This window comes from Campylobacter sp. GB48 (genome assembly GCF_049221845.1).
GTDB lineage: Bacteria > Campylobacterota > Campylobacteria > Campylobacterales > Campylobacteraceae > Campylobacter_D > Campylobacter_D lari_C.
On the sequence record NZ_JBMJAR010000004.1, the window covers coordinates 15,754 to 42,696 of the forward strand.

Sequence of the window (26,943 nt, forward strand, 5' to 3'; positions counted from 1 at the left end):
TATTTGTTATCTTAAAACAATAATTTATTTTTGCATCATTTTCTTTCGATCAAATTTATTTTTTACTATTATTAAGTTCTAAATTTAGATAATACCCCGTATAAGAACCACTTTTTTCATGATTTTTAGCAAGCTCTTCAACGCTACCTTTAGCTATAACCTTACCACCTTTAACTCCACCTTCAGGCCCCATATCGATGATATAATCAGCATTTTTAATCACATCTAAATTATGCTCTATCACAAACACACTATTTCCAAGATCAACTAAATGTTGCAAAACCAAAATAAGTTTATTAACATCTTCAAAATGAAGTCCCGTTGTAGGTTCATCTAAAATATAAAGAGTTTTTCCCGTATCACTTCTGCTTAATTCTTTGGCTAGCTTAATACGCTGAGCCTCCCCACCACTTAAAGTAGTTGCATTTTGTCCTAAGGTAAGATAATCAAGCCCAACTTTTACCAAAGTATCAAGTTTTTGCTTTATCTTTGGTACAGAAGTAAAAAACTCACTTGCTTCAATAATACTCATATTTAAAACATCAGCTATGCTTTTACCTTTATATTTGATCTCTAAAGTTGCATCATTATATCTTTTACCATTACAAACATCACAAGTTACCATCACATCAGGCAAAAAGTGCATTTCGATTTTAATCTCGCCATCGCCACTACACTTTTCACATCTTCCACCTTTAACATTAAAAGAAAAACGCCCTGCTTTATAACCTCGCATTTTAGCTTCTTTAGTAGCTGCAAAAAGATTACGAATTTCATCCATAGCGCCTGTATAAGTAGCAGGATTTGAACGCGGGGTACGACCTATAGGACTTTGATCAAGATAAATCACCTTATCAAGTTTTTCTAAACCTTCTATTTTAGCCCCACTTAGTTTTTTAACTTTTTTAGCACGGTTAAGCTCTTCTTTTGCGAATGGAAGTAAAGTTTGTAAAATCAATGAGCTTTTACCACTTCCTGAAACGCCTGTAATTGCTACTAGATTATGCAATGGAAAATCTACACTTAAATTTTGAATATTATTAATACTCACATCTTTTAAACTAATAAAATCTTTTTGTTCTCTGTTTTTTTGATGAGCAATTTGTTTTTTACCGCTCATATAAAGGGCGGTTTGGCTTTTACTTTTTAACAATTCTTTATAAGTCCCACTAAATACAACCTCACCGCCAAATTTACCAGCATTTGGACCAATATCTACGATAAAATCTGCCTCTTCTATGGTCATTTTATCATGCTCAACTACAATTAAAGTATTACCCTTTTGCTGAAGATTTCTTAAAGTTTTAATGAGTTTTGCTGTATCTCGCTCATGCAAACCAATACTAGGCTCATCTAAAACATACATCACCCCACTTAATCCACTACCAATTTGAGATGCTATACGAATTCTTTGAGCTTCACCTCCACTAATGGTTCTAGCATCACGTCCTAAGGATAAATACCCAAGTCCTACATCATAAAGAAAAAACAATCTTTCATTAATTTCTTTAAAAATAGGCTTAGCTATCAATCTTTCTTGCTCACTCAAATACGCAAAATTAGCTTCATTTGAAAAAAATGCAGTGGTGTTTTCTATACTCATATCTAAAATTTCACCCAAATTTTTCTCAGCTACTTTTACAGCTAAACTTTCTGCTCTTAAACGATGACCATTGCAATCTTTGCAAGTTTTTTCGCTCATATACTCGCTTAAATCTTTTTCATCTTTTAGCATTTCATAGGCATATTTAACCGCACCTTCAAATTTACGATTTAAACGATGTCTTTTCCATAAAAAGTTGATTTCCTTAGCATTACCATAAAGCACTAGACGCTTTTCTTCTTCACTTAACTCATTATATGGAATTTTTACCCTAATATCATTTTGCTCACAAAAAGCCATTAAAAACTTATAATAATAACTTTTATTAAACCCATATAAAAGCTTTATAGCTCCTGCTTCTAAGCTTAATTCTTCATTGATAAGCTTTTTCATATCTAGTGTATATCTTATACCAAGACCATCACAACTTGGACAAGCACCTTTTGGAGAATTAAAAGAAAAACTCAAAGGCTCAAGCAAAGGAAAAGAAATTTTACAATCAAAACAAGCATTATGCTCACTATAATGAAAATGTTTAGGTATGTTTAATTCTTCACTGTTTAAAACTTCAATTTCCACTTCACCAAAGCTCTCACTAAGGCCTTTTTCTATATCGCCTGCAAGTCTTGCTAGCATATCATCTTGCACTTCAAGCCTATCTATTACAAGTTTTATTGTATGTTTTTTGGTTTTAGCAAGCTCAATATCCTCATCAAGACGTGTTAAAACCCCATCAATTTGCGCTCTAACATAGCCTTTTGCAACTAAATTTTCCAAAAGATCTGCAAAAGTTCCTTTTTTTTCTTTGATTAAAGGTGCATAAATAATGATTTTTGCTCCTTTTGGAAGCTTTAAAATTTCACCTACGATATCTGCTGCACTCATAGATGAGATTTTTTGGCCACATTGATGACAATGTTGTAAGCCAATCCTTGCATACAAAAGTCTTAAATAATCATAAATTTCAGTAATAGTTCCAACAGTTGATCGAGGATTTTTAGAAGTTGTTTTTTGATCAATAGCAATAGCAGGAGTTAAACCTTCTATCTTATCAACATTTGGCTTACCCACTTTATCTAAAAACTGCCTTGCATAAGCACTTAAACTTTCAATATAACGACGTTGTCCTTCTGCATAAAGCGTACCAAAAGCTAAAGTGGATTTACCACTTCCACTAAGTCCTGTAAATACTATGAGTTTATTTTTAGGAATTTCTAGGTTGATATTTTTAAGGTTATTCTCTTTAGCACCTATGATACTTATTTTGTCATTATTCATAAAAATCCTCTTTTTACCTAATCAAGCATATTTTTTAGCAAAATCTTTCATGAATTCACTTAACTTTTGAACCTTTTCAATGCTGATAGAATTATAAATACTAGCACGAATTCCACCTAAAATTTTATGTCCTTTAAGACCTATCATACCATTTTCTTCAGCTTCTTTTACAAAAACTGGCTCTAAGTTTTTATCATGAGCTATGTTAAAACTAACATTCATTAGCGATCTATCTTCTTTTTTAGCATGACCTTTATAAAAACCATTGCTCTCATCAATCACATCGTATAAAATTTTAGCCTTTTGTATATTTTGCTCATTGATTTTATCTAAGCCACCTTGATTTAAAAGCCATTTCATTTCAAGATTAAACATATATATAGCAAAGGTTGCAGGTGTATTAAATAAAGAATTATTTTCAGCATAAACACTGTATTTTAACATACTAGGTATATTTTTGTTTTTACTACGCTCTATCATATCTTTACGCACAAATGCACAAGCAAGTCCTGAAATTCCTGCATTTTTTTGCACTCCACCAAAAAGCATAGCAATATTAGAAAAATCTATCTTTTTAGAAAAAAAATCACTAGAAGCATCAATTATCAAAGGACTTTTAGTCTTTGGATAGCTTTTATATTGAGTTCCATAAATGGTATTATTAGAGCATATATAAGCATAATCTGCATTATCACTAAATTCAAATTGTGGAATATGATCAAACTCACTTTCTTGGCTACTTGCTACTATTTTTGTATTTACTCCTAAAATTTCAGCCTCTTTAATAGCCTTTTTAGTCCAAACTCCCGTATTAGCAAATTCACAAACTCCACCCATATATAAATTCATAGGTATCATAGCAAATTGCAAACTAGCCCCACCTTGCATTAAAAGCACTTCATAATCATCATTTACACCATAAAGATCTTTTGCCATTTTAATAGCTTCAAAATGCACTTCTTCAAAAACCTTTCCACGATGAGAAACTTCCATAATAGAAAAGCCTTTGCCATGATAATCAAACAAATGCTCCTGTGCTTCTTTTAAAACCTCATCAGGCAGATTTGAAGGACCTGCACTAAAATTCATTACTCTCATTTTGTCTCCTTTTTATAGTATTTGGGCTTCTTTGCTCTCATTTATTGAGCAAAGTTTTATAATATCTCCCTTTTTTAGTTTTTCAAGAGAGATATTTTTGCCATCTTTTTGTAAATTTATCAAATTTTTACTTTTATCAAAGAAATTTTTATGTTGAGTTAAAAGTTCCTCAAAATTATCAAGCTTATTTTCATAATTTAATAATTTTAAATTTAAAACGCTCTTTAGTTGGCTTTGTAAAAAATCAAGCTTTTGTTTTCTAAGAAAAAAAGCATTTTCTAAAGACTTAGCTTTGGCTAAATTTTGCAAGTGATCGATTTTGTTTTGATAAAACTTAAGATGATTTGACATTTGGTTTTTAAAACGCATAGCAAGCTCATCAAGTCCTTGTTCTAAGCTTAGTTTATTTGGAAAAATCATATCAATAGCTGCGCTTGGAGTTGGTGCTCTTAAATCTGCTACAAAATCACTAATAACATAATCAATCTCATGTCCAATGGCAGAAACAACAGGTGTTTTTAAAGAAAAAATACATCTTGCAAGTTCTTCATCATTAAAACAAAACAAATCTTCTCTACTCCCGCCACCTCTTGCTAAAATAATCGCATCTAAATTATACTCATTGGCTTTTTTTAAAGCATTTATCAAAGAATTTGGAGCGCTTTGTCCTTGAGTGAGAGCATTAAAAATAGTTATTTTACAAAGATTGTATTCCTTTTGTGAAATTAGCTTTAGCATATCTTGCAAAGCTGCTGAAGTAAAAGAAGTGATTATGCCTATTTTTTTAGGAAATTTAACAATGCTTTTTTTAGCATTTGTATCAAACAAGCCTTCTTTTTCAAGCTTTTCTTTTAAGGCTAAAAATTTAGCTTCTAAATCCCCAAGGCTTGTTTTTTGCATACTTTTAGCGATAAATTGATACCTACCACTTGCTTCATATAAACTCACATAACCTCTTAGATCAAGCATATCACCAACCTTAGGTTTAGCTTGAACAAATTGATTAAAGCCTTTAAACATCACACAAGCTATGCTTGATTTTTCATCTTTTAAATCAAAATACCAATGCCCTGAACTATGAATGGTAATTTTAGAAATTTCTCCACTAAGCTCTATATCATCAAGATGAAATTCCAATAAACTTTTAGCTTTTAGATTAAGTTCTGAAACTTTCATTTTTTTCTTGCAATAAACATAGAGCAAACACCAAAACTAAAGCTTTTATACTCTAACATTTCAAAATGCCCACTCAATTCTTTAATAAATTCTTCTTTGCTTAAAAAATCTTCTATAGAATTTGGCAAATACTCATAAGCACTATAATTTTTACTGATAAATCCACCCACTTTTGGCAAAATATTTTTTAAGTAAAAATCTCTACAAGCAGCTATAAAACCACCCTGCTCTCTTTTGGTAAATTCAAGTACAAGTAAAATTCCATTCTTTTTTAACACTCTTGCAAATTCTTTTATAGCTTCTTTCCTATCTACCACATTGCGTATACCATAACTTATACTTATGATGTCTGCACTTTCATTTTCAAGTGGAAGTTCTTGTGCTTTTGCTTGTACAAAAATCGCTTCAGGAATTTTTTTCTTAGCCACCTCAAGCATACCTGCACTTGGATCAACTCCTTTTATGCTAATGATATTTTTATTTGCCTTTAAGGCTTGATTTTGCCATTCTATAATCATATCACCCGTACCACAAGCTACATCGATAATATCAAGTTCATTATTAGAAAATTTAAAAACATCCAAACAAGCTTTTTTTCTCCAACTCACATCACTTCCAAAACTTAAAATCCTATTAGCCTTATCATAAGTTGGTGCTATATCATCAAACATTTTGACTATTTTTTCTTGTTTTTGCATGTTTTTCCTAACTATATATTTTCAATTTTTTAATGCTTTTTTCAATTTGTTTTATTATATTTTTATTATAAGAAATTTGCTCTAAATGATTATATTCAAAATAATTTTTCAACTTTTTAATACTTTTTTCTTCAAACATAGTTGCAAAATAGCATAATAAAAATTTTATTCTTTCTATTTCTTCTTTAAGATTTATTTGAGATTTTACAATTTTTTTCTTTAAAAAAACTAATTCTTTTCTTAGTTTAAAAGCTACCAAGGACTTTAAAATTTGATTTTCTTCTCCTTGATAAAAATCACAATCATTCTTTAAAATAAAATCCATATCAAGAAAAACGTTGTTAATTTTTTCATCACTTAAAATAAAAATATACTTTTCTAATTCAAATTTATAATTTTTATCGCCATATACTTGTTTTTCTAAATTTAAAATATAATTTTGAAGTTTATTTTGAATACTTTTTTCAAAAAGAGCACTGAAAAACTCAAAGAAGATACAAATTTGCCTAAGGCTTATAAAAAATTGCTCTAAACTTTCAAAAGTCAATTTTTGTAAAAAATTTAATCTATCATTTTTTAATCTTTTTAAAAGCACAAAAAGTAAAATTTTACCTGCTTCAAAACTTTGAATTTGACTTGGAAAATACAAACTAATGTCTTCTTGCTTGTCTAAAATTTTAATACATTTTACACTATCAAAGGTCTTTGAAAAATCTCCATATAATGCTAAATTTTTACTATAAAAATTTTCATCATCTGTGATTTCTTTATAGCTTTGTAAAAAATGGGGTAAATTAAAACATCTTGCTTGTTCAAAAGTAGAAAAAATAACTTTTAAAATAATTAAATCTTGCAAATTATTTTTAAATTTATAAAGAAAAAACCAAATACCATTAACCTCAAAACTAATTCTAGTTTTTTTAATGATATCCCCTATAGCATTTTTACTTTGGCATTTAAATTCTTTTTTAGAGAGTTTATGAGTTTTTTTATCTATAATATCATGTAGTTTATAAAGTGAAAATTGATGATAACTTTGATTGATTTTTTTATATTTAATATCGCAAAAAGGACTTATACGCGTAAAAAAAACGCGTATTTTATCCTTAGAATAAGTGATTTTTTCTTCTTTTAAAATTTTTATAAAGTCATCATTTTTGAGTAAAAAGCGTCTTTGGACTTCACAAACCATTTTATTTTTTACAAGCTTTACAACCATTTACATGGGCAAAAACACCAAGATAATCAATAATATTACCGATTTTTTTCTCGAGTTCTTCTTGGTATTTATTAAGCCCGCTATCTTCATAACACACATCTTCTATATGATTACACTTACTACAAATTACATGAATATGTGGATATTCATAAATATCATAACAAGTTTTTTGATTTGGAGTGTTAATTTCTACCACCAAACCTTGCTCTTTTAAGGTGTTTAAATTTTTATATACCGTAGCCAATGAAATAGAAGGATACTCTTCCTTAATACTTTCATATAAAGATTCAATATTAGGATGTTCATGGCGTTTTAAAATTTTCAAAATACAAAGTCTTTGTGGAGTAGCTTTTAAATCACAATTTTTAAGCATTTGAATAAGTTCCATAATAAATTCTCCAATATTTTTTAATAGTATAACGCTTTTATTATAAAAAAATAATTATATTAAAAGATATTTTTTATCCTTTAATAACTTTTAATTTTTTTACATAAAGAATCAATATCAAGCTCTAAAAATTTCTCCACTTCATTTGTTTTACCGTGAGTTATGAATTGATCTTCAAATTCAAAACTTACTAGTTTTATATGACAAAGTTTTTCTTTTTGTAAAAAATTTGCAATTAAACTTCCCACTCCGCCTATCTTAGCACTATCTGAAAAAATAAACCAAGTTTTTGTATCTTTTGCTAATTCTTTTAAAAGCTCTTCATCTAAAGGTTTTACAAAAATCAAATCTATTAAGCTCGCATAATCTAAACCAAGTTTATCTAAAACTAATTTTGCCTTAGCTACACCTTGACCAAAACCTAAAAACACTTTATCGCTTTGTGTTTTAGATAAAATTTGAGCTTTTGCAAGTTTTATCTCACATGGTTTAAAATCATCATCTAATAAAAAATTACCCCTAGGATAACGAAAAGCAAAAACACCTTGATGAAAATAAGCATATTCCATGATTTTTTCCATCATGGCCTCATCTCTTGGAGCCGCTAGAGTAACGTTTGGAATAGCACTTAAAAAACTAACATCAAAAACACCCTGATGTGTCTCTCCATCTTCTCCTACAATTCCTGCTCTATCCATAGCTATAACTACATTTAAATTCATAATAGCACAATCATGAATTACTTGATCATATGCCCTTTGCATAAAAGTACTATAAATTGCTATAAAAGGTTTAAAACCTTCTTTGGCCATAGCTGCCATAGAAGTAACTGCATGTTGTTCTGCAATTGCAACATCCCAAAAGCGCTCAGGGTATTTTTCCATTAATTTATCAAGTCCAGTTCCACTTGGCATAGCAGCAGTTACTCCCACTATATTTTCATATTTTTGAGCTAAATTTAAAAGTGTATTTGAAAAAATTTCTGTGGCACTTTTTTTGCTTACATTTGCTTTTAAACTCTCCCCGCTACTTCTATCAAAAGCACCTACCCCATGCCATTTAGCATTTTTTCCCTCAGCTAATGCATAACCTTTACCTTTGATAGTTTGCGCATGTACAACGCAAGGTTTATTCATAGCTTTTGCTTGATTTAATGCATTAATAACTTCATTTAAATTATGTCCATCAATAGGTCCAATATATTCAAGCCCTAGTTCTTCAAACAAAAGTCCAGGTGTAATAAGTCTTAAACCCTCTTCAAAACGCTTTGCCATATAAGAAGCACCTTGAGGAAAGTATTCTAAAAGATTTTCTATGCGTTTTTTAAATTTTTGATAAAACTGCGTTGCCATTGCTTGAGAAAGGTATTTTGAAATAGCCCCAATTGGCCTTGAAATACTCATTTCATTATCATTTAAAATGATCACACAAGGATATTCTCTATCGCCAAGCTCATTTAAGGCTTCATATGCCATACCTGCACTTAGCGCTCCATCGCCTATTAACACAACAGGTAAACGATCTTCTTTTTTTAATCTTATAGCTTTACAAGCTCCAACCGCTAAAGATATAGAAGTACTTGAATGTCCTGCTACAAAATAATCCCCCTCATCAGGCTTAGTATATCCACTTAAGCCATTAAATTGTCTTAGAGTGTGAAAATTATTTTTTTTACCACTTAAGAGCTTATGCGGATAAGATTGATGTGAAACATCGAAAATAAAAGGATCTTTTTTTACATCAAAAACATAATGCATTCCTATGCTAAGTTCTACAACTCCTAAATTAGAGCTTAAATGTCCACCATTTTTACTTACTGTATCTATAATAACCTCACGCAAATTATTAGCTAAATTTTCTAACTCTTTAATTTGTATATTTTTAATATTTAAGTTATTTAAATCTATCATTCATTAACCATATTTTTGATTTTTTGCAAACGATTATTAAGGTTTGACTCTATATTGCCTGCATCACTTAATATTAAAATACTCCCTTTATTAATCGCATCATCAAGGCTAAATTTGATATTACTTTGCTCTTGTTCTAAATGTGATTTTACATATTCAAAATCTTCAGGACTAAGTTTTAATTCTATTTTAGTAGCATTTTTAAGCTCACTCATAAGTTCTTTTGCCAAATTTAAAGCTATAAGTGAAGAATTTTCCTCAAGTTCTTTTACAATCACTTCTTTTGCGATAATTACAGCAGTATCGGCTAATTCTTTTTCATTTTTAGATAAAAACTCATTTAAATTTTGTACTGTATTTTCAAGCTTTTCTACACTTTTTAAGTATTTTTCTTTTAAAGCTTCTAATTCACTTTCAAAATTTTTTTGAGCTTGCTCATAACCTTCTTTGGTAAATTTTTCTTTTGCATGTTCTAATTCTGTATTTAAGCGATTGTTAAATTCAGCTTCTTGACTTTCTATTTGCATTTGTAACTTAATAATATTTCCTGACATTTCATCAGTTTTTTTAAGTAAATCTTCCACAAAATCAGGTTGGACTTGAGGTTGAGGGGCTTGTGGGATAGCTTCTACTACTTGATTTTCTACTGCTTGTTGAGTTGTATTTTGGACAGGAGAGACTTGATTTATAGTTTGAATTTCTTCTTGTTTTTGTTCCTCATTAGAAGACATTTCGCTCATAACTTTAAAATGATAACCCTCAACTACATGAGCAGAAATGTTTTCAGGTGAAATTACATTGGTTAATTTAGCCATAATCTTACTCTATCATCTCATCAGCCTCACCCACTTGGATAAGACCTTGTTCTGCAAGTTTTTGCACCACTTCTACAACTTTTCTTTGAGCCTCTTCAACATCTTTTACACGCACAGCACCCAAAAATCCCATTTCTTCTACAAAGGCTTCAGCAGCACGCGTAGACATATTGGACATGAATTTTTGTTTTAAATCCTCGCTTGCACCTTTTAAACCTATCATCAAATCACGCTTATCAGCAGCTTTTAAAACTTCTCTAATCGCATTAGTACTAAGTTGAGAAATATCATCAAAGGTAAACATTAAATCTTTAATGGTTGTAGCAAGTTTTTCATCACTTTGCTCAATATAAGAAAGCGTTGTTTTAGAAGCTTTTTGACCCAAGCGATTAAGCACTTCAGCAACCGCTCTTGGACCACCCACTTCAACCTTATAAGAAGTAAGACTTTCAAGTTTGCTTTCAAGCACTGCAGATACTCTTTTGATGATTGAAGGTGAAATATCTCCAAGATTTGCCATTCTTATTACAACCTCAGCTCTTAATTCATCACTAAAATATTCCAAAGTTTCAGCCGCTTGAGTAGTATCCATATGAGCTAAAATTAAAGCTATGGTTTGAGGGTGTTCTTTAATGATAAAGTCTGCAAGTTGTTGTGGTTTAATTTGAGAAAGATAAGCAAAATTTTGGTTATTTTCCATACTTTTGGTAAGTTTTTCCAAAATTTTATTGGCAATTTCAGGACCAAAAGTTCTAAATAAAATTTCTTTTGCATATTCCAAACCACCACTTTTTAGATACTGGTTTGATTGTAATAAAGTATAAAATTCCTCAAGCACTGCAGTAGCAACTGGTTTGTCAACATTTTTTGCTAAAGCAATATAGCGAGAAATTTCAGTGATGACATTAATATCCATATGAGAAAATAAAACTGTTGTTACATCTTCTCCAAGTTGAATTAAAAAAATTGCGACCTTTTCTGGCATAGAAAGGTCATCATAGACCATTTTTTGTTCTTCACTAAGCTTTATCATCAGATATCCTTCTCACCAAATTCAGCTTCATTTTCGACAAGTTTTTGTAACAATAATGCCACTTCTTCACCTTTTTCATTAGCCACTGCTCTTAATTTTTCAAGTAAAACATCATATTGAAGCGCATCTTCATCAAAATTATCTCCAAAGCCAAGTTGTTCTTCAACTTTCTTACGCGCAGCATTGAATTTTTCAATAGCATCTTCAGCATCATCAATAACTTGTCCATCTTTACCTTCCATTTCTTCTTCAAGCTTGATATCTGCAAGCATTTTTTGTGAAAATGGTACAATAACCTTTTTATAAAAGATGAAAAGTAAAATCGCAGCAAAGACATACTTAACAGGTGGAATAAATGGTTCAATAAATCTTGAATAGAAAGTTTGAACCTTATTTTCAACTTTAACTGTTCTATGAAATTCCAAATTATTTACTTCAACCGCATCACCTCTGGCAAGATTAAAACCTATAGCGCCTTTAGTAAGATTTTCGATAGCTTGAATTTCTTTATCGCTCAAAGGAATGTATTCGTTTGTGATATTTCCTTGATCATCAGTAATTACTTTGTATTTTCCATCTACTACAACGGCTGCAGAAATTCTTTTAACGGTTGCAAATTGCTTAGTGGTATTGGTGATTTTTTTAGAAATTTCATTATTAGTAGTGGTTTGGTTTTTAGTATAAACCTCGCGCGCACCTTTATCATCTAAACCTTCTACAGGACCGATGTTTGAAACAGCGCCTGGTACACCTTGAATTTCTTTATCTTTGTAGCCTTCTCTATGCTCTTCTAAGGTTTGCTCACTGCGCACAACTGTGTTTGGATCATATACTTCACTTTGTGATTCTTCTTTAGAAAAATCATAATCAATACTAACCTTTGCTACTACCCTATCATAACCACCTGCAAATGGAGCAATGGAAGCAACAATTTTTTGCTCTAATTCGTATTCTTGATCTCTTTTATATTTAATTTGAGCAGCGATTAAATCACTCTCAAAAGCACCCTCATCATCTAAAGGAATACCTTTTTGATCCATGATTTTTACATTTTCAGGGGTAAGTTTTGTTACTGAAGAAGCAATTAAGTTTTTAATCCCCATAATTTGCTTTTTATTAAGCTTTAAACCATCTTTTATCGTCAAAGCTACTGAAGCAGTTGGTGGGACTTGTTGTTGAGTGAAAAGTGTATCTTTAGCAAAAGCAATATGCACCGTAGCACTATGGATAGGCTCTAAACTTTCAATCGTTCTAGCAAGCTCACCTTCTAATGCTCTTTGATATTTTACCTTTTGTTCAGCTTCTGTAGCTCCAAATTCTTGTTTATCAAAAAGCTCAAAACCTACTTTATTATCTTTTGGCAATAACCCTGCAGAAGCGATAGCTAAACGCTGTTTATATACTTGTTCATTAGGTACTAAAATAGTTCCCTCATTACGCAAAATATAAGGAACTCCACTTTTTTCAAGCTGCGTTACTATCATCGCTGAGTCACTAGTATTAGCATTTTCAAATAATACTGAATATCCAGCCTCGCTAGCTACTGTAGAACCACTTCTAAAAAGGGTTAAAAATACTAAAAATCCAACTACAACAACAATAGAAGCAGCAATGATAATACGCTGTCTTAAACTTAAATTTTGATAAAGCTGACCTACTTGGTGCAGTATAGTTTTATAATCCATTTATTTCCTACAAACTAAAAATTTTTAGAAAACTCTTCAAAAAACCTTGAATTTTCATACTCTGTACCTATACTTATACGCACAGCATTTAAACCATAACTTTGTAAATTTCTTATTATTATACCGTTTTTAAGCAGTTTTTCAGATAAATCTGTGCTATTTTTTTCATCAAAAAAATAAGTAATAAAATTTGTATAGCTTGGGATGTATTGAATTTTATAATTTTTAGCAAAATCTTCATAAAGTTTCATTTGTGAAAAATTATTTTCCAAAGTTTTTTGCACAAACTCATCATCATCTAACGCAGCAACAGCAGCTTTTAAACTCAAATTAGTCACATTAAAAGGTGCTCTTAATTTATAAAATGCATTGATAATTTCCTTGCAAGCTATACCATAACCCACTCTCATACCACCCAAACCATAAAGCTTAGAAAAGGTTCCTAGATATACTGCATTTTGAAATTTATGGATTAATTCTTTAGGATTAATATGCTTTTTGCTATCTTTAAATGAAGCAAATTCATTATAAGCTCCATCAATGGCCACCAAACAATCTTCATCAATTTTTTCTAAAAACTCAAAAACCGCACTTGCATCCAAACACTCACCTAAAGGATTATTGGGCAAGCATAAAAAGATTACTTTGATTTCATTTTTATGCTTTTGATATAACTCATGCAACTCATTTAAATCATGGGTTAAACTTGGGGTTTTATAAACCTTAACTCCTAATTGTTTTGCATAAATTTCATACATAGCAAAGCTAACCCCACATTGCAAATAAGCCTTAGAATGATCAAGTTTTGCGTGTACTATATATTCTATGATTTGATCACTCCCACTACCTATGATGAGATTTTCTTTTAAAATATCATATTTTTGTGCTAAAGCTTGTTTTAATTCACTCATAGTATCATCAGGATACAAATGAGCTAAATGTGCATTATTTATGATGGCTTCTTTAGCTTTTTTACTTGTACCATAAGGATTTTCATTACTCGCTAATTTAATAACTTCTTTTAAACCATATTCTTTAGCAATTAAATCTATATCCTTACCACTTTCATAAGTTTTAATAGCTTCTAAAAAAGGATTAAATTTCATTGCTTTCTCCTGATAAATATGATCCAAGCCATTTTATATGCTCGGCTTTTTTTAATACTCTTTGGACATTTTCATCATCAATATGTCCTTCAAAATCTATATAAAAACTATGCACAAATTCTCTTGTTTTTATAGGGCGTGATTCAAGTTTTGTTAAATTTATCCCTTCTTTTTTAAACTCATACAATAAATCGCTAAGCCCACCTGGTTTGTGTGCAGCAAGTGCTAAGATAGAAGTTTTACAATGAGGCATTTGAGGTATTTTTATATCACTTAAAATCAAAAACCTAGTACGATTTGCCAAATTATCCTCAATCGTTTCAAATAATATAGGTACATTATAAAGTTTTGCTGCAATCTTAGAGCAAATCGCAGCTGAAGTAACATCTTGCGAAGCTAAGTAAGCTGCATGAGCTGTGGATTTACTTGCTACAAATTCTACTTCACTTAAATCATGACTTTCTAAAAAATTTCTACATTGATTATAGCCTTGTGGATGAGAATATATGCGTTTAATATCTTTTAAATTTTCACTCATACTTACAAAAGAATGATGAATATCCATATAAATTTCAGCAAAAATTTTTACATCTTCATATTTTCCAAGACAATCAAGCGTCACACCCACTGCACCTGCTGTATTATTTTCTATAGGTACTACTCCATATTTTGCTTCTTTGTGAGCTAATTCTTTAAAAACATCTTCTATATTTGCAAGCGGAATATAACGACTCATAGCACCAAAACGCGTTCTTGCTACTTGATGTGTATAGCTTCCCTCAGGTCCTAAATAAGCTATGCTTTGAGGCATTTCTAAATTTCTTGATACAGCAAAAATTTCTTGATAAATTGCTTCTATTGCATTTTGATCTAATAAACCATGATTATAATTTTTAAGTCTATTTATAATAGCTCTTTCACGCTCAGGTCTATAAATACTCCCACCTAAATTTTGCTTAATAACTCCTATATCTTTAACATGAAGCATTCTTTCATTAAGTAAAGCCAAAATTTTATCATCGATAGTATCGATTTTATTACGTAATTTTTCTATCTCTTTCATTTAAACCTCGATATGTAGTAATCCTTAATACTATCATATACAAAATTAAGTTTAGTTGTATCAAGACCTTGAGTGTTAGAAATTTTACCGCTTAAAACTAAGGCTGTTTGCATGCCAAGCTCATAAGCACCAAGCAAATCACCTTTAAAATCATCACTGATGATTAAAGTCTTTTCAAAGCTTGCATTATAATCTTGCTGTTTTAATAAATTTAAAGCACTTTCATAAAAAGCCTTACTAGGTTTTCCTATCACTTTATAATCAAACTCGCATGCATTTTTAAGCATAGACATGATACTTCCAACACCTGGATAAAGCCTTGAGTTTTTCTTATAAATACTACTTTCATGCATTGCTATAGCTTGCACACCATTTTTAAGATACTCTATCATACTAGCAAAATCTTGAAATTTAAAATCATCATAACTTGCTACTAAAAATGCTTTTGGGTTTTTATAATCAAGCTCATAGCCTAACTCTTGAAGTGAATCTAAAAATTCTTTTGCTCCAAAAGCTGCTATTTTACAAGGCTTTAAATGATCTTTTAAAACACAAAAAGGATCAATATAAACTTTTTCATTAATTTCAAAACCCAAATTTTGCAAATAATTTAAAAAGTCTAATTTTTTGGTATTATTAGTAATAATCACATAAGGAATTTTTTCTTTATTTAAAGATTGAATGAGTTCTAAAGCACCATTTATAGGACTTTTATCATAATCTGAAATCAAAGTCCCTTGAACATCTAAAAATAACATTTCAATCCTTTAAAAAATCAAGTTCTAAAGCAATTTGATCCTCATAACTTTCTCTTTTTCTAATCATTTTTACTGTGCCGTTTTCACAAGCTAGCTCACATACTCTATTACGAGTATTATAATTACTACTCATGCTAAAACCATACGCACCTGCGCTTTTAACTATGATTAAATCTCCTGCTTTTGTTTTAGCTAATTTTCTATCTTTAGCTAAAAAATCTCCACTCTCACAAACCCCGCCAACAATATCACAAAGGCTTTCTTCTTTATTTTCACTCAAAAGCTTGATTTCATGATAAGCACTATATAAACTTGGACGCAATAAATCATTCATCGCTCCATCAACAATCACAAAACGCTTTTTATCATTAAATTTTTCATACAAAACTTTAGCAACAAACTCGCCTGCATTTGCTACCAAAAACCTACCAGGTTCCATACCTATACACACATCAAGACCTTGCAAACTTGCTAAAATTCCTTGAGCATAATCATATAAATTTGGTTCTTGTTCATCTTTATAACAAACTCCTAAACCCCCGCCTATATCAAAGAATTTAATATTAATTTTTAAAGCTAAAAGTTCTTTTACTAATTTTGCAACAATCACTGAAGCTTCATGAATACTGCTTATATCAAGAATTTGAGAGCCTATGTGAAAATGCACACCAACTGGCTCTAAAAATTGTGAGTTTTTAGCATAAAGATACATTTTTTTAGCACTTTCTATATCTACACCAAATTTATTTTCATGCAAACCTGTAGAAATATAAGGATGTGTTTTAGCATCTACATTTGGATTTACTCTTATGCTTATACGAGCTATTTTTTGATTTTCTTTAGCAATTTGTTCTAAAAGAAGCATTTCTTCGTAGCTTTCTAAATTTACATAAAGTATGTTTTGCTCTAAAGCATATTTTAACTCATCAGCACTTTTACCTACCCCGCTAAAAATAATTTTATAATTTTTAGCTCCTGCTTTTAAAGCTCTATAAATCTCGCCTGCACTAACACAATCAAACCCACTATCTAAAGAAGCTAAAAGTTTTAAAACACTTAAATTAGAATTTGCTTTAACTGCATAAAAAATTTGTGATTTTCTTGCTTTGAATGCATCTTTTAACATTGTAAAACGTTCTTTGATTTTATCAAAATCATAAATATAAAATGGTGTGTTATATTCTTTTGCTAGTTTTAAATAATCCATAAAAACCTCACTTGTAGTTATTTGTGTTTAAAATAATAAAAACTTCCTATACTCATTAAAATAAATACTGGTAGCATTATACCAAGCTCTGGAAGTAAAATTTCATTTTCACTCAATCTTGTTAATAAAAACAATAAACCCCAAACTAAAAGTATGCACACAAAAAACACAAAAGCTAAAAGTGCGAGATTAAAAAATCTTGCAATTAAAGGAAAATAATAATACACAATAAGCATCAAAAATGGGGCAAAAAATGGTGTAAGAATTAAAGAATATAAACTTGTTCTAAGTGTATTAGTAGAAATATTTTGTTTTGCAAAAATCACCATACTTTCTAGTGCGTCTAAAATAGAATAAGAAGGATTACTCTCTACTAAAGAAATTCTTTCTAAAATTTTTGGAGAAAAGTCTTCTAAACCTTTAATATTTTTAAATTCTTCTATACTTAAACCCTCTTTTGAAACAATCAAATTTTGTGGTACATTAGTAGCTTTAGCATCATTTAAATCCCAAGAATCTCCATTAAATTTAGCAGTTTTTGCGTGGATTATGCTTTGAATGTCTAAATTTTTTACATCAAAGATTTTTACATTATATAGGGTTTGAGAACTTGTTTTTTGTATATAAATAAATTTATCATTATATTTAATCAAAACTTCCCCACCCTCTCTATCTACAACGCCACGCTTAAGAATATTACTTTTATATTCATCTGCATAAGCAAAGGAGCTAAAATTAAGTCCTACATAAACACAACAAAAAAACATAGCCCATAAAAAAGGATAAAAAATCACTTGATTTTTACTTAAACCCAAAGCATATAAGCTAACAAATTCATTCGAGCGTATCATATTAAAAATACATAAAACCAAAGCAAGGACTATAGCTAAAGGTAGTATATAAGAAGCTGCTGAGCATGTTAAGAAAAATATATACAAAAGCTCTAAATTTGCACTTTTTGGTAGTCTATTGAAATTGAGCAAAAAATCAATCGCTACAAAGAAAAAAGTCAAAGAAAAAAATAAAATAAAAAATGATTTTAAATACAAAGATGAAATATAGCGAAAAAATATACTCATCGTTTAACTTTTTAAAGAATATTTTGAAGCGATTTTTTCTATATCAGAATTTAAAAGCTCAAGTAAGGCTTTTTTACTACGTTCTAAAACCTTAGTTAAACTTTCTTGCTCTTCTTGTTTAAATTTCCCCAAAACATGAGAAATTACATCTTGTCCTTTTCCTACTCCTATACGTACTCTCTCATAAGCATTACCACAAAGATTATCTATACTTTTAAGTCCATTATGTCCACCACTTGATCCACCTATTTTAAATTTCAAAGCACCTAAATTTAAATCTATATCATCATGGATTACAATAATTCTATCACATTTATAGTATTCACTAACAGCTTTTACGCTTTCTCCGGATAAATTCATATAAGTGGAAGGTTTTAAAAAAAGAGTAGAAGAGCTTTTAAAAAGCTCTCCTTTAAATTTAGCATTTGAAAGTTTTGTTGTTTGCAAATCTTTCAAAATTAAGTCAATTAGCATAAACCCTACATTATGACGGGTTTGGGTGTATTGTTCTCCTATATTACCAAGTCCTACGACTAAGGTCATTTTATCTTGCTTTTTCTACGCCAACTACAGCTACTCTATCAGCATCAACCATAGTTACACCCTCAGGTACAACCACATCGCGGATTAAAAGTGCATCACCAACATCAAGTTTAGTTACATCTAATTCAAAATAATTTGGTAAGTTTTCAGCTGCACATTTTACTTTCAATCTTCTTTTTGATTGGATTAAAACACCTTTATTTTTAAGACCCATAGCCGTTCCTACGATTTTTATAGGAACCATATATTTAGAAACAACACCTTTTTGTGCTACTTTTAAATCTACGTGTTTTAATTCTGCAGTTACAGGATCTTTTTGATAATCAACTACCACAACATTTAATACTTTGTCTGCTACTTTTACATCAAAAGCTAAAGTAGTTTTTTTGCGTACTTCTTTAATAAATTCATTTACTTTAAAAGCAGCATTGATGTTTTCTAATCCTTTTCCGTAGATGTTTGCGATTAGATAACCATCTCTTTTTAAAGCTTTAGCAGCTTTTCTACCGATACTCTCTCTAACGATACCTTCTAACATCTGTTTCCTTTCTAAAAAAATAAACGCTAATTATAGCTAAATAAGTTTATAAAGATTTTAAAATATCTTCATAAGCTATGCAAAATTGCTCTAAACCATCGTCAAGTAAATCTTTACAAGCTTTGCTTAAAGTATCTTTTGAAATATTTGCATTTAATTTTTTCTCTATACACTCATCTTTTAAAGGCTCTTTAAATACGATTTGCTTACCTTTAAAAGCTTTGATAGCATCTAGCGGTGCAGTATTAATAGCTTTATCATAGAGTAATTCTTTAATATAATAATCTTTTTCTAAATCATTACCTTTAACACCCGTACTTGCAAATAAAGCTCTAATATTTGCTTCATTTTGTTTAATGATATAATTATAAGCCTTAGTTGCAGTGAGAATTCCTATATAATTTTTATCTAAAACTTGATTATTTAATAATCTATCAAAACGGCTTACAAAAATACTAATAACTGCTTGAGGTTCTTTTTTGGCTGCAGTATTATTTTTTCTAAATTCTTTTAAACCCAAATTTAAAGCTTCAAAGCATTTTTTAGCTTGCTCAAAATCAAAAATCAAAGTCGCATTGACACTAATACCATTTTTCATTAATTCTTGCATTACTTCATAAGAAGCTTCTGTGGCAGGAATTTTCATCATTACATTTTCTTTTGAAATTTGCGTGTATAATCTTTTTGCCTCAGCCAAAGATGAGCTAGTATTATCTTTTAATCTTGGGTCAATTTCAATACTAATAAAACCATCATTATTTTCATAATAATTAATAGCTAATTTATCTGCGGCCTTAGCTATATCTTCTACCGCAAGATACTCATATAAAGCTTTTTTATCTTTAAGATTTGATTTTTTGATTTTTTCTTTATAAATAGCTGAGTTTAAAATCGCATTTTTAAAAATAGCAGGATTTGAAGTAGCACCGTTGATTGTTCTTGAGTATATTAAATCTAAAAATTCATTTTCTAAAAATTCATTTTCTATAAAATCACACCATAGTGAAAATTTTTTCATTGTATTACCTTTATTATTTCTTTCAAATCTTTTTTATCTATACAAATATCTGCATGGGATCTTAAAATTTCTTTGGCACAAAAAGCTATTTTTAATCCACACTCTTTAAACATAGAAATATCATTAGCTCCATCACCCACACACATAATTTCTTCTGTTTTTAAATTTAAAAATTTCTTAAGTCTTTGTAGTATAATACCTTTTGAGTTATTGAACATAATTTCTCCGCAAACTTTTCCTGTTAACATACCATTTTTACTATGCAAAAAGTTAGCAAAACCAAAATCAAAATGAAGTTTATCTTGTATTAAGTCAATTCCTTCATGAAACCCGCCACTAAAAACAATTATTTTTATGTTTTTATTTTTTAAATACTCGCATAATTCTTTAGCGCCATTCATCAAGGGTAAATTTTCACAGCACTTTCTTACTTGATCAATAGGCATTCCCTCAAGCAAGGCTACTCTAGCACTCAAGCTTTCAAAAAAATCAAGCTCACCATTCATTGCTTTGTTGGTGATTGCTTTTACAGCATCACCAACATTATACTCTTGCGCTAAAATATCGATGGTTTCTCCATCCATTAGCGTAGAATCGAAGTCAAAGGCACAAAGCTTTATCATTAAAACTCACGCTTTAATAAAGCTTCAGCTTTTAATATAGTCAAGATATTTTCTTCTCTTTTACCTATACCAAAAATCATACCTTTTTCTTTTAGTAAAGTTTCAGGTGGTGGATCAATTCTGCTTCTGTGAATTTTGATAGCCTCTGTTAATCTATCTATCACGAAACCCGCATTACCTGCAGGAGTTTGATTGCCATTTGCCATACCTTTTAAAACAATATATCTTGTTTGAGGTGTCATTTTAGAACTACCTTGATTAAATCTTTTTGCAAGATCAATCAAAGGCATAACATTACCCCTCATATTAAACACACCTAAAACATAATCAGGCACACTTGGAACCCTAGTATATTCTATAGGTTTAATAATTTCTTGGATATTAAGAATAGGAATAGCATATTCCTCATCTCCTACCACAAAACCAACAAGCTGAATAATATCCTCTTCTTTATCTACATCAGGTTCTGCAATTTGTGCTTGTTGTTTTTGCAAAACCTGGCTTAATTTATCATTCATCTTCTTATCCTAGTTTTAAATTTTTTCTAACTACATTTTCTAAGTACTCTGGAGAGTAAGGCTTAGTAATATACTCAGTCATTCCTACTTCCACACCTCTTAAGCGGTCTGATTTACTAGTTCTTGAAGTTACTGCAACAAGTGGAAGGTTTTTATATTTAGAATACTTTCTAATTTCACCTGCTAAGGTATAACCATCCATTCTTGGCATTTCAATATCAATCAACACTGCATCAATATCATGCTCGCCTGATTTAATTGTATTTAATGCTTCAACACCATTAGTTGCTTCTATAATGCTTACACCTAATGGCTCTAATGATTTTTGCATGATATTTCTATCCATTTTAGAATCATCCACTATAAGCACTGTATAATCACTTGGTTTTTCTTTAGTAGTCTTTTTAGATTGTGATTCGATTTGTGCTTTAATATCTACTTTGATTTCTTTAGCTATATCCATCATAGCAGCAACATCAATAATCAAAGTAACTCTACCATCACCGCGAATAGTTGCTCCTGCTATACCTTGAATGTTTTGTAAATACTCACCCATAGATTTAATAACAATCTCTTCTTGACCTACTAAAGTATCCACTATAATGCCAAGTTTGCTTTCTGCTACGCCGATAACAACTACATAAGTTTGATCAGTGTTTTCAAGTACTTGTTTTACACCAAAAACATCTGAAAGTCTTACTAAAGATAAAACCTCATCTCTTAAACGCAATACATTTTTACCTTCAATAGTATAAATATCATCAATTGGCACTCTAACTGTTTCAAGAACGCTTGCAAGTGGAATAGCATAAAATTCTTCTTGTGTACCCACAAGTAACGATTGGATAATTGCCAAAGTAAGTGGAATTTTAAGCTTCATCACAGTGCCTTTTCCAAGCTCACTGTCGATTTCAATCACACCATTTAGCTTTTCAATATTAGTTTTAACAACATCCATTCCAACGCCACGACCTGAAACATTGGTAATTTTTTTCGCAGTTGAAAAACCCGGTTTAAAAATCAATGCAAACGCTTCTTTATCTGTCATTTGATCAGCTTCACGTTCTGTGATTAAATTCTTCTCTATAGCTTTTGCTTTTAGTACATCAGCATCCAAACCTTTACCATCATCAGCAATCTCTACTACAATATGATTTCCTTCATTATATGCCTTAAGATTAACCGTTCCTTTTTCTGGTTTGCCATTAGCGACACGCGTTGCTGGATCCTCTATACCATGATCGCATGAATTTCTGATCATATGCATAATAGGATCGCCAATTTCTTCCACAATAGACTTATCAAGCTCAGTTTCTTCTCCTGAAATTTCAAGCTCCATTTGTTTACCAAGCTCACGACCTAAATCACGTACAACTCTTGGGAATTTATTGAATACTTTTGCAATAGGTTGCATTCTTGTTTTCATAACCGCAAGTTGAATATCTGTAGTGACAATACTAAGTTGAGATACTACTTGATTTAATTCTTCTAAGAATTTTTCCCCATCATATCTTTCTTCAACATCATCATAAATTTTCAATAAACGATTTTTGCCTAATACAAGCTCACCAATTAAATTCATCAAATGATCAAGTCTTTTAACTTCAACCCTAATTGTTTGATCCATACTTGCACTACTACTTGCACCACCTGTCGCAGGAACTTTTTTCTCTGCAGTTACATTTTGTGTTTGAGTAACTGGTTTGCTCGAAGTCGGATTAGATTCTTGTGTTTTTTTCTTTTCAGCACGTCTTGCTTGATCTTCAGCTTTTCTTACTTTTAAAAGTCTTTCAATTTCAGCTTCAACCTCATCATCACTAAGTTTATTTACATCAACTTCAGGTTCTTCAACCACCTTTGGCTCTTCTTTTACTTCTTCAGTTTTAGCCGGAACAACAGACTCTAAACTTTCACCCTCTGAAATAGCGGTTAATCTTGTACAAATTGGAGCTATGTCGAGTCCTATTGCTGTATCATTTCCATTATCTCTGATAGAATTTAACAAGGTTTTCATCATATCAATAGACTCTAAAACCACATCCATTATTTCAGGAGTAATTTTAAGCTCATTATGTCTTGCTTTATTTAAAACATCTTCCATATGATGAGTAAGTTTTGTTAAAATATCAAAATTTAAAAAGCTTGATGAACCTTTAACAGTATGTGCGACACGGAAAATTCTATTTAATAGTTCTAAGTCTTCAGGATTTGCTTCTAATTCAACCAAATCATGGTCAATTTGCTCAACTAGTTCAAAGGCTTCAACTAAAAAATCCTCAAGTATTTCTTGAATATCTTCCATTTTTACTCCTCACCTTTTTCATGTTTTTTAATAACACGAGAAATTTCAGCAAAGAAATCGCTTGCGTTAAATTTAACCAAATATCCCTCTCCACCTGCTTCTTTAACACCTTTATCACTCATAAACTCATTTGATAAAGAAGAGTTAAATACTATAGGAATATTTTTAAATCTCTCATCTTCTCTTACTTTAGCTGCAAAGTGGAAACCGTCCATTTGAGGCATTTCAACATCACTTACGATGATTTTTAGATGTTTATTTAAATCATCACTATATGCCCCATATAACTCTTGAAGCTTTTGTAAACCTTCAACCCCATCTTTTGCTTCTACAACTTTTAAGCCGATTTTATTAAGCAAATCTTTAACAAGTTTTCTTGCAGTAGAACTGTCATCAAGTGCTAAAGCTATACCTTCAATTTTTTGAATTTTATCATCTTCAATATCAGTTTGTGGAGTATAAATTCCAAGCTCTTGCACAATACTCTCTAAGTCTAAAATGAGCAAAACTTCATCACCTTCAATCTTAGTTACACCTGTAATTTTACTCTTATCCAAACTACCTGCACTTGAAGCAAAAGTAGCTGGTTCAATATTTTTCCAATTAATTCTACGAATTCTTTTTGCTTCATGCACTATAAAACCAATCAATACATTACTAAATTCAGTAATAATAACTCTAGGTTTTATATTTGTCATTTCTGGTTCTTGAATTTGCATCCATTTTGCTAGGTTGATTACAGGAATCACCACACCACGAAGATCGAAAATACCTTCCACATAGTCAGGTACCCCTGGAATTTCAGTCAAAAAAGGAATTTTAATGATTTCTCTAACCTTAGAAACATTTACACCATAAATTCCCTCATAGACTTTATCGTGGCCTTGCTTAAAGATGCGAAAATCAACAAGTTCCATTTCATTTGAACCTGTTTTAACGACATTCTCATCAAACATTATGCCTCCTTAAGTTCTATTTTGTGAAATCTGATTTCTGGCTCATATTTTACTACAAAAAAACTTTCCTTGTATGCAAAAGTAGCTAAATTTAAATATTTTATATTTTCGTATTCTAAAAACACATCTTGATGATAATGACCTTCTATCATAAAACCTATATTATAGTGCTTTAAACGCTCTTTTATCAAGGTAGAAAAATGAGGAATTTTTCTAATAAGTTGTTTTTCGTTTTGATTTTTTAGAATTTTTTGAGTTATTTTTTCTTTACTAATAATATTTAAAAAATTTAAAAAAAATAGCAGATAATGATTTCTTAAACTTTTTAAGCAAAATTGCAAAAAAGGTTTTAAAAAAATATCTCCATGGGCTAATTTTACTAAGGTTTTATCTTGAAATTCGCAAAGTAAAGGTTGCTGTTTTATACTAAAAACCTTCACTTTTTTAAAAAATTTAGCCAAATTAAAATCATGATTACCTTCTAAATAAATGATTTCAATCTCATCAGCAAGCTCTTCAAGTAAGTCTATATAAGCTTTTGCAAAACCATGAGTAGCTTTTACTTCATAAATTAAAAGATCAAAAATATCACCCATTAAAAAAAGCTGCGGGGCTTGAATTTTTTTATCTTTTAAGGCTTGTAAAAACTCCCAAAAACCACGCCTATTCTCATTTTCATGCGCATCAGCGATGAAAATAGCATTTTCTTTTATAATTATTTTTTGCAAAAATTAAAATTCCAAAGCTTTGTATTCTATAGAAATGATTTCAAATTCACTCTCGCCTTTTGGTAAACGCACTTTAAAATCATCGCCCTCTTTTTTACCAAGCATTGCTTTAGCAATAGGCGAACTAATGGAAATATAACCTTTTTCTAAATTTCCCTCATTTACCCCTACCAAAGTATAAGTGCTTTGCTTTTCACTTTCTAAATCTTCCACCACAACAGTTGAGCCAAATTTCACACTATCATGCTCATAAGAAGATGGATCGATGATTTGCGCTCTTGAGATCAAATCCCCAAGTTCAGCTATCTTACCTTCTATAAAAGCTTGTTTTTCTCTAGCTGCGTGATATTCTGCATTTTCTTTTAAATCCCCATGGCTTCTTGCTATGTCTATTTCTTCTACTACTTTTGGACGTTCAACTTTCTTTAAATGTTCTAATTCTTTTTCTAATTTCTCATAACCGTATTTACTCATAGGTTCTTTTTGCATGATTTATCCTTATTTGATTTCATAAAGTATTTTAGCTAAATTTTTTGCACTTGCAAATTGCAAATATTCTTTTAAAAAATCTACTTTATCAAAAAATGCCTTATAATCGTATTTAAGATAAGCTTGATATAAATTTTCCACATTCACTTGCTCTTGTAAAAATTCAGGATTAAGCTCGCTTTTTCCTGCAAAATCCAAAAAGATATTTGCAAGGCCTATGTGTTTAAGTTTTACAAAACATCTTGCGATAAATACATCAATAGCTTTAGCTTTATAAGCAAGCACAAAAGGCGTGCCGACCAAAGCTGCTTCAAGTGTAGCTGTGCCACTACAAATAAAAGCAAAATCAGCATTTTTTAGCACTTTTGGGGTATTGCTTTGAATTTCAAAATTACTCACATCCCTATAAATTTCTAGTCTTTTTAGATTAAACTCAGGCACACAAAGGATTTTTTTACCTTTAAATTTAGTGCTTAATTCTCTAAAAATAGGCATTAAACGCTTTATTTCACTTTTTCTTGAGCCTGGCAAGAAAGCGATTGCTTTTTCATCATCATTTTTTGAAAGTATAGAATTTATATCTTCTTGATTTTTAAATTCTTTTATCTCATCTAAAAGCGGATGTCCTACATAAGTGCTTTTGCTAAAAAACTCACTATCAAAAGGCAAGATAGAAGCTAGCACATCAAAATGACTTTCTATGATAGGTATGCGACCTTTTTTCCACGCCCAAACTTGAGGTAAGATATAATAAATTCTTTTTACTTTAGAATTTGCTTTTTTTAAAGCCTTTGCAAAAGGTATATTAAAAGCAGGAGAATCTATACATAAAATCGCATCAATTTTTTGAGTAAGACTTAAATTTACTAACTCTTTTATAGCTTTTTTGGCTTTGAAAATGAGTGGCAAAACCTCTATAAAACCCATGGCACTAAACTCATGTGAACTATAAAGTGGCTTGGAATTTAGACTAAATTCTTTGCACAAACTCTCATCATAGATTCCCACTAAATCAAATTCTTTATACTCGTTTTTGTAAGCTTTTAAAATTTCTTTTAAATGCAAATTTGCTGAAGGCTCTAGGGCGCAAACTAAAAAGGTTTTCATTAACT

At 30.4% G+C, this 26,943-nt stretch carries 25 protein-coding genes; all 25 read right to left on the reverse strand.

The genetic code is table 11. The annotated features are described in order from the left end of the window. Positions 1–55: 55 nt before the first annotated feature. Complete coding sequence (gene uvrA, locus ACOTVC_RS03320) at positions 56–2,881, reverse strand: excinuclease ABC subunit UvrA (protein ID WP_214116336.1); 2,826 nt, start codon at positions 2,879–2,881, stop codon at positions 56–58. Between the two features lie 21 nt (positions 2,882–2,902). Further along, positions 2,903–3,979, reverse strand: coding sequence for a phosphoserine transaminase (gene serC, locus ACOTVC_RS03325; RefSeq protein WP_421627710.1), 1,077 nt, complete (start codon positions 3,977–3,979; stop codon positions 2,903–2,905). Between the two features lie 12 nt (positions 3,980–3,991). Then, positions 3,992–5,155: an exodeoxyribonuclease VII large subunit gene (gene xseA, locus ACOTVC_RS03330; protein WP_087685421.1), complete on the reverse strand. Its 1,164-nt coding sequence runs from the start codon at positions 5,153–5,155 to the stop codon at positions 3,992–3,994. Further along, on the reverse strand, positions 5,152–5,853 hold the full coding sequence (gene ubiE, locus ACOTVC_RS03335; protein ID WP_214098028.1) for a bifunctional demethylmenaquinone methyltransferase/2-methoxy-6-polyprenyl-1,4-benzoquinol methylase UbiE: 702 nt from the start codon (positions 5,851–5,853) through the stop codon (positions 5,152–5,154). The genes xseA and ubiE overlap by 4 nt, the downstream gene beginning before the upstream one ends. Before the next feature lie 7 nt (positions 5,854–5,860). Continuing rightward, a complete protein-coding gene (locus tag ACOTVC_RS03340; RefSeq protein ID WP_214099267.1) occupies positions 5,861–7,045 on the reverse strand; it encodes a hypothetical protein in 1,185 nt (394 codons plus the stop codon). Between the two features lies 1 nt (position 7,046). Next, positions 7,047–7,460 carry a peroxide-responsive transcriptional repressor PerR gene (perR, locus tag ACOTVC_RS03345; protein ID WP_039619189.1) on the reverse strand — a complete coding sequence of 138 codons (414 nt, stop codon included), beginning with the start codon at positions 7,458–7,460 and terminating at the stop codon, positions 7,047–7,049. Between the two features lie 80 nt (positions 7,461–7,540). Further along, positions 7,541–9,370 (reverse strand): 1-deoxy-D-xylulose-5-phosphate synthase, encoded by a 1,830-nt coding sequence (gene dxs / locus ACOTVC_RS03350; protein WP_214115025.1) that lies wholly within the window; start codon positions 9,368–9,370, stop codon positions 7,541–7,543. Beyond that, on the reverse strand, positions 9,367–10,185 hold the full coding sequence (gene fliH, locus ACOTVC_RS03355; RefSeq protein ID WP_421627711.1) for a flagellar assembly protein FliH: 819 nt from the start codon (positions 10,183–10,185) through the stop codon (positions 9,367–9,369). The genes dxs and fliH overlap by 4 nt, the downstream gene beginning before the upstream one ends. A 4-nt stretch (positions 10,186–10,189) precedes the next feature. Next, complete coding sequence (gene fliG, locus ACOTVC_RS03360; protein ID WP_039619192.1) at positions 10,190–11,218, reverse strand: flagellar motor switch protein FliG; 1,029 nt, start codon at positions 11,216–11,218, stop codon at positions 10,190–10,192. Beyond that, positions 11,218–12,903 (reverse strand): flagellar basal-body MS-ring/collar protein FliF, encoded by a 1,686-nt coding sequence (gene fliF / locus ACOTVC_RS03365; RefSeq protein ID WP_214116082.1) that lies wholly within the window; start codon positions 12,901–12,903, stop codon positions 11,218–11,220. Before fliF ends, fliG begins: the two co-directional genes overlap by 1 nt. Positions 12,904–12,917: 14 nt before the next feature. Next, positions 12,918–14,009, reverse strand: coding sequence for a histidinol-phosphate transaminase (gene hisC, locus ACOTVC_RS03370; RefSeq protein ID WP_214116081.1), 1,092 nt, complete (start codon positions 14,007–14,009; stop codon positions 12,918–12,920). After that, positions 13,999–15,072, reverse strand: coding sequence for a prephenate dehydratase (gene pheA, locus ACOTVC_RS03375; RefSeq protein ID WP_214116080.1), 1,074 nt, complete (start codon positions 15,070–15,072; stop codon positions 13,999–14,001). Before pheA ends, hisC begins: the two co-directional genes overlap by 11 nt. Next, on the reverse strand, positions 15,069–15,830 hold the full coding sequence (locus ACOTVC_RS03380) for an HAD-IIA family hydrolase (protein WP_214116079.1): 762 nt from the start codon (positions 15,828–15,830) through the stop codon (positions 15,069–15,071). Before ACOTVC_RS03380 ends, pheA begins: the two co-directional genes overlap by 4 nt. A 1-nt stretch (position 15,831) precedes the next feature. Beyond that, positions 15,832–17,037, reverse strand: coding sequence for a diaminopimelate decarboxylase (gene lysA / locus ACOTVC_RS03385; protein ID WP_087685430.1), 1,206 nt, complete (start codon positions 17,035–17,037; stop codon positions 15,832–15,834). A 17-nt stretch (positions 17,038–17,054) separates the two neighbouring features. Further along, positions 17,055–18,116 carry an LptF/LptG family permease gene (locus ACOTVC_RS03390; RefSeq protein ID WP_214116078.1) on the reverse strand — a complete coding sequence of 354 codons (1,062 nt, stop codon included), beginning with the start codon at positions 18,114–18,116 and terminating at the stop codon, positions 17,055–17,057. Between the two features lie 3 nt (positions 18,117–18,119). Further along, positions 18,120–18,659 (reverse strand): aminoacyl-tRNA hydrolase, encoded by a 540-nt coding sequence (gene pth / locus ACOTVC_RS03395; RefSeq protein WP_039642283.1) that lies wholly within the window; start codon positions 18,657–18,659, stop codon positions 18,120–18,122. Position 18,660: 1 nt separating this feature from the next. Then, positions 18,661–19,197, reverse strand: coding sequence for a 50S ribosomal protein L25/general stress protein Ctc (locus ACOTVC_RS03400; RefSeq protein ID WP_214116076.1), 537 nt, complete (start codon positions 19,195–19,197; stop codon positions 18,661–18,663). Between the two features lie 46 nt (positions 19,198–19,243). Next, positions 19,244–20,215, reverse strand: coding sequence for a transaldolase (locus tag ACOTVC_RS03405; protein ID WP_087685432.1), 972 nt, complete (start codon positions 20,213–20,215; stop codon positions 19,244–19,246). After that, the gene (serB, locus tag ACOTVC_RS03410) at positions 20,212–20,838 is read right to left on the reverse strand and encodes a phosphoserine phosphatase SerB (protein ID WP_087685433.1); all 627 of its coding nucleotides are present in this window, start codon (positions 20,836–20,838) and stop codon (positions 20,212–20,214) included. The genes ACOTVC_RS03405 and serB overlap by 4 nt, the downstream gene beginning before the upstream one ends. Further along, a complete protein-coding gene (locus ACOTVC_RS03415; protein WP_039619209.1) occupies positions 20,838–21,356 on the reverse strand; it encodes a chemotaxis protein CheW in 519 nt (172 codons plus the stop codon). The genes serB and ACOTVC_RS03415 overlap by 1 nt, the downstream gene beginning before the upstream one ends. Before the next feature lie 4 nt (positions 21,357–21,360). After that, positions 21,361–23,658, reverse strand: coding sequence for a hybrid sensor histidine kinase/response regulator (locus tag ACOTVC_RS03420; protein ID WP_214116074.1), 2,298 nt, complete (start codon positions 23,656–23,658; stop codon positions 21,361–21,363). A 2-nt stretch (positions 23,659–23,660) separates the two neighbouring features. Then, on the reverse strand, positions 23,661–24,614 hold the full coding sequence (locus ACOTVC_RS03425) for a chemotaxis protein (RefSeq protein ID WP_214116072.1): 954 nt from the start codon (positions 24,612–24,614) through the stop codon (positions 23,661–23,663). After that, on the reverse strand, positions 24,614–25,342 hold the full coding sequence (locus ACOTVC_RS03430; RefSeq protein WP_308400869.1) for a UDP-2,3-diacylglucosamine diphosphatase: 729 nt from the start codon (positions 25,340–25,342) through the stop codon (positions 24,614–24,616). Before ACOTVC_RS03430 ends, ACOTVC_RS03425 begins: the two co-directional genes overlap by 1 nt. A gap of 3 nt (positions 25,343–25,345) precedes the next feature. Beyond that, positions 25,346–25,831 carry a transcription elongation factor GreA gene (gene greA / locus ACOTVC_RS03435; RefSeq protein ID WP_039619215.1) on the reverse strand — a complete coding sequence of 162 codons (486 nt, stop codon included), beginning with the start codon at positions 25,829–25,831 and terminating at the stop codon, positions 25,346–25,348. Between the two features lie 9 nt (positions 25,832–25,840). Beyond that, a complete protein-coding gene (gene lpxB / locus ACOTVC_RS03440) occupies positions 25,841–26,938 on the reverse strand; it encodes a lipid-A-disaccharide synthase (protein ID WP_214116070.1) in 1,098 nt (365 codons plus the stop codon). Between the last annotated feature and the right edge of the window lie 5 nt (positions 26,939–26,943).